5 protein-coding genes are annotated in these 3980 nt (G+C 44.6%); 1 reads left to right on the top strand and 4 read right to left on the bottom strand.

All coding sequences use genetic code 11. From position 1 onward, the window contains the following. The coding region (locus VIN08_RS12740; protein ID WP_331965463.1) for a tryptophan 2,3-dioxygenase family protein at positions 1-422 on the bottom strand (422 nt) is incomplete at its 3' end. Positions 423-492: 70 nt separating this feature from the next. Between VIN08_RS12740 and VIN08_RS12735 the strand changes: the two genes are divergently transcribed. Further along, on the top strand, positions 493-1713 hold the full coding sequence (locus VIN08_RS12735; protein WP_331965461.1) for an acyl-CoA dehydrogenase family protein: 1221 nt from the start codon (positions 493-495) through the stop codon (positions 1711-1713). Positions 1714-1857: 144 nt separating this feature from the next. Here VIN08_RS12735 and VIN08_RS12730 read toward each other — a convergent pair whose 3' ends face one another. The 3 genes from VIN08_RS12730 to VIN08_RS12720 are packed head-to-tail and all read right to left on the bottom strand — an operon-like array spanning position 1858 to position 3923. After that, positions 1858-2508: a response regulator transcription factor gene (locus tag VIN08_RS12730; protein WP_331965458.1), complete on the bottom strand. Its 651-nt coding sequence runs from the start codon at positions 2506-2508 to the stop codon at positions 1858-1860. Positions 2509-2511: 3 nt separating this feature from the next. Next, a complete protein-coding gene (locus VIN08_RS12725; RefSeq protein WP_331965457.1) occupies positions 2512-3306 on the bottom strand; it encodes a sensor histidine kinase in 795 nt (264 codons plus the stop codon). After that, positions 3276-3923 carry a hypothetical protein gene (locus VIN08_RS12720; protein ID WP_331965454.1) on the bottom strand — a complete coding sequence of 216 codons (648 nt, stop codon included), beginning with the start codon at positions 3921-3923 and terminating at the stop codon, positions 3276-3278. Before VIN08_RS12720 ends, VIN08_RS12725 begins: the two co-directional genes overlap by 31 nt. Positions 3924-3980 lie beyond the last annotated feature (57 nt).

Here is a 3980-nt window from a genome sequence, read left to right as displayed (position 1 = left end):
CTGGCCGGAAGCAATGCCATTCTGAATTTAAGGAACTGCTCGCGCTCCATGCCTTTCACCATAATGTCGAAAGAATTTTCGAGGTGACGGAAGTAGCGCACTACGCGATCCAGCCGGTCAATAAAAAATTCTTCATCGGGTTGTTCTTTGGCTGCGATTTGTTCCAGTTCATGCAGGATCAATTGGAAATATAGCTCTGTGATCTGGTGATACATGATGAATACCTTCTCGTCCGGAAATTGCGTCTTCGGACTTTGCAGGCTCAGCAATGTATCCAGGTGGATATAGTCCCAGTACGTGAGATAGTCGGAGTATAATAAGCCATCGAGATATGACGACAGGTCCTGGCCCATGGCATTGTACTTGGCTTGCAGCTTTTTAAGTTGTTTGACGAGCTCTGCGTCAACGTGATTACCTTCCATTTTAAAAACCTGAGAATGTAAAATACTTGTGTAAATTGGCGTCAAAGTTAACGCATTAATCCTAATCTGTATGTCAACACAAACAGCGACCGGAACTCAGACAAAAAAATCGATGAAGCAGGATGCTTTCGATCATCCAGATTTTTATGTGCTTGATGATCTGCTGACGGAAGAGCACAAACTTATCCGCAGTTCGATCCGCGATTTTGTAAAACGGGAGATATCGCCTTATATAGAAGATTGGGCGCAGCGTGCACATTTTCCCTATGAGATTGTGAAGAAGTTCGGTGAAATCGGAGCCTTCGGTCCTACAATTCCTACGGAATATGGCGGAGGTGGCCTCGATTATATAGCCTATGGATTAATTATGCAGGAGATTGAACGTGGCGACTCGGGTATGCGATCTACTGCATCGGTACAAGGATCGCTCGTGATGTATCCGATCTATAAATTTGGCAGTGAAGCACAACGCAAAAAATATTTACCCAAGCTGGCTTCCGGTGAGTGGCTCGGCTGCTTCGGTTTAACAGAACCTGATCATGGCTCGAACCCCGGTGGCATGGTAACGAACTTTAAAGATATGGGCGATCACTATTTGCTGAATGGCGCAAAGATGTGGATCTCCAATTCGCCCAGGGCAGACGTTGCGGTAGTGTGGGCCAAGAATGAGCAGGGAAGAATTCACGGCCTGATCGTTGAACGCGGCATGCCTGGTTTCTCTACACCGGAAACACATGGCAAATGGTCGCTGCGCGCCAGCACAACGGGTGAGCTAGTGTTCGACAATGTAAAAGTGCCGAAAGAAAATTTACTTCCGAATAAAAATGGCCTGGGTGCTCCACTCATGTGCCTCGACTCAGCACGCTATGGTATAGCCTGGGGTGCTATAGGTGCTGCGATGGATTGCTATGATTCTGCCAGAAGATATGCGTTGGAACGAATTCAATTCGGTAAACCAATCGCTTCGTTTCAATTGGTACAAAAGAAACTGGCGGAGATGCTAACGGAAATAACCAAAGCACAATTGCTCAACTGGCGATTGGGTGTATTGATGAATGAAGGTAAAGCTACTACGCCACAAATCTCCATGGCAAAACGCAACAGTGTACAGGTAGCGTTAGAGATTGCGCGTGAGGCCAGACAGATACATGGCGGCATGGGTATAACGGGAGAATACCCGATTATGCGCCACATGATGAACCTCGAATCGGTAGTGACCTACGAGGGAACGCATGATATACATTTGCTGATTCTGGGTAATACGATTACAGGAATACCGGCTTTTGTTTAGAAATTCTAAGATTGGAAAATTGGAAAATTAGAAGATTGAAAGATTAGAAAATTAAATCCATTTGTTTCCCGCAGATTTCGCAGAGTTTCGCAGATATAGTTGTATTTTTTCTGCGTCATCTGCGAGATCTGCGGGAGATTATTTTTAGAGTTGTATCAGTCCATTGCGTAAGGCATACATCACTAATCCCACGCGGGTTTTGAGGCCAAATTTTTCGAAGAGGTTGTCGCGGTAACTTTCCACAGTACGTGGACTACAGAACATTTTCTCGGCTATTTCTTTATAGGTTAATTCCGTAGCGGCATAGCGCAGAAAATCCATCTCGCGATCGTTCAGCGAAATTTTAGGAGCAGGTGTCGTTTCTTTTTCGTTCGATAAACTCATCAAAACTTTGTGTGCTATCCAGTCGGGGTAATAATATCCTTTATCTACCAGGGCATCGAGTGCCTTTTCCAATTCCATCGGATGTACATTCTTCAATAAATATCCTTTGGCACCGCAGCGAATCATTTTGATCAGCGTCTCTTCTTCGTCCTGCATGGAGAGTGCAAGGATGCGAATACCAGGGTGATGTTGCGTGAGCCATTGCGCAGTTTCAAAACCATCCATCACCGGCATATTTATATCTACCAATACAATGTCGGGTATATTTCCGGGTTGCTGAAATTTATCGATGAGCGCTTTACCATTCTCGGCTTCATACAGCACTTTGTATCGTCTGAATTTTTCAATGATGCCCGTGAGGGCTTCTGCTATCAGTATATGATCGTCTACTACAACAACCGAGTGCTGCATAAATCAAGCGTTTAGTTTACTGGCCGGTATATATAGTTTCATTTTTGTTCCGTCACCGGGTGCGCTCTCCAGGGTAAATTCAGCTCCTATAATATCCGCTCTCCGCTTCATGTTTCCCAGTCCTATACCGCGAGTATATATCGAGCCATCGCCCATTTCAAATCCTTTTCCGTTGTCAGACGCTTGTATCGCAAGTCCCTTCGCTTCCTGCTGAAAATCAAGATATAGCTTTGAACACCCCGAATGCTTCACGCTGTTTTGTAAAAACTCCTGTAAAATACGCAACACAAAGCTCTTTACAGCAGATGACGCCTGTATTTTAGTATGCGTTGTATGAATTTCTGTTTGACAAAATCCCGCAGCCTGCACTTTCAAAAACTCCGCACTGATCAGCTGGTATAGATCAACATGCATATAGTTACTGTCGGTAAGGTTACGCGAAAGACTGCGCAGATCGGATAACGATTCGTTTATTATACCCGCAATAGTATTGATGCGCTTCTGCGATTCGGGGTTGTCGTCCGTAAGCTGTTGCGCATAGAGCACCGCCAGCGTAAGCTTCTGCCCCACATTATCATGGATCTCGCGACCAATGTACTGCATGGTCTGCTGCTGTACTTCTACCTGTGTTTGCAAAAGCTCGTGCGAGAACCGCTCGTTCATATCTTCTATCTCTTCCTGGTGCTCCAGCTTGCGCTTCCGGTATATAATCATTACCGCCAATACGGCCAGAAGGAAAACGATCAACACGATCATCGAAGTCCCGATCAGGAGTAATCCTTCCTTTGTATCATCCATAAGAACATTACGGTGTAAGTGGAGTATAATATATAGTTCATGATGCTCATAACGTTGGCCAGCATCAGCAAAACATTTTTATGTGTTGTAACAATATATAGCCAGTTGCTCATGGCAAAATACGGAAGCGTACCGGCTGTAAACAACAGGAACGCAAACAACATATAGAAAAACGGCTTTCGGAGAAAATTGAAATCGGTAGGGTTCTGCAGCATTTCGTAGAGCTTCATCAACGCACCGATTATTACCAGCACCGATCCGAGGCAATAGGCCAGCACATTAAAATGATTGTCTTCCAACACAAACAAGCCGGTGAGGGTGCTGAATACGATCAGCACAACCGATGCTACTAACAAAAATCGTTTATAGCGTTGCTGATCAACGGCCTCGTGTAAAATAATGAGGTAAAGCAGATACTGCAGCGGAATCATAATATTATATATACCGGCATTGACACTTCCCTTTGCTGCAAAGAATAACTGATATACTTCCACCAGCACGATCATCAGCAACAGCAACGGAAACAACCGAAGGTATTTACTTTTTTTAATAACCGGCAACGCGAACAGTGAAGTTAAAAACGCAACAAATTCGAAGTACGGTATATATCGGTGCATACAACTATCTGCTTTACTTAAACATTAGAGCTAGTAACCACTGGCAGCGCTTGACGC

This window comes from Ohtaekwangia sp. (genome assembly GCF_036568665.1).
Lineage (GTDB): Bacteria > Bacteroidota > Bacteroidia > Cytophagales > Cyclobacteriaceae > Ohtaekwangia.
This window is presented reverse-complemented; position numbering and strand designations above follow the sequence as displayed.

Coding starts and splice junctions, on each gene's coding strand:
- VIN08_RS12720 (WP_331965454.1), bottom strand. CDS start 3,923: ATGCACCGATATATACCGTACTTCGAATTTGTTGCGTTTTTAACTTCA.
- VIN08_RS12725 (WP_331965457.1), bottom strand. CDS start 3,306: ATGGATGATACAAAGGAAGGATTACTCCTGATCGGGACTTCGATGATC.
- VIN08_RS12730 (WP_331965458.1), bottom strand. CDS start 2,508: ATGCAGCACTCGGTTGTTGTAGTAGACGATCATATACTGATAGCAGAA.
- VIN08_RS12735 (WP_331965461.1), top strand. CDS start 493: ATGTCAACACAAACAGCGACCGGAACTCAGACAAAAAAATCGATGAAG.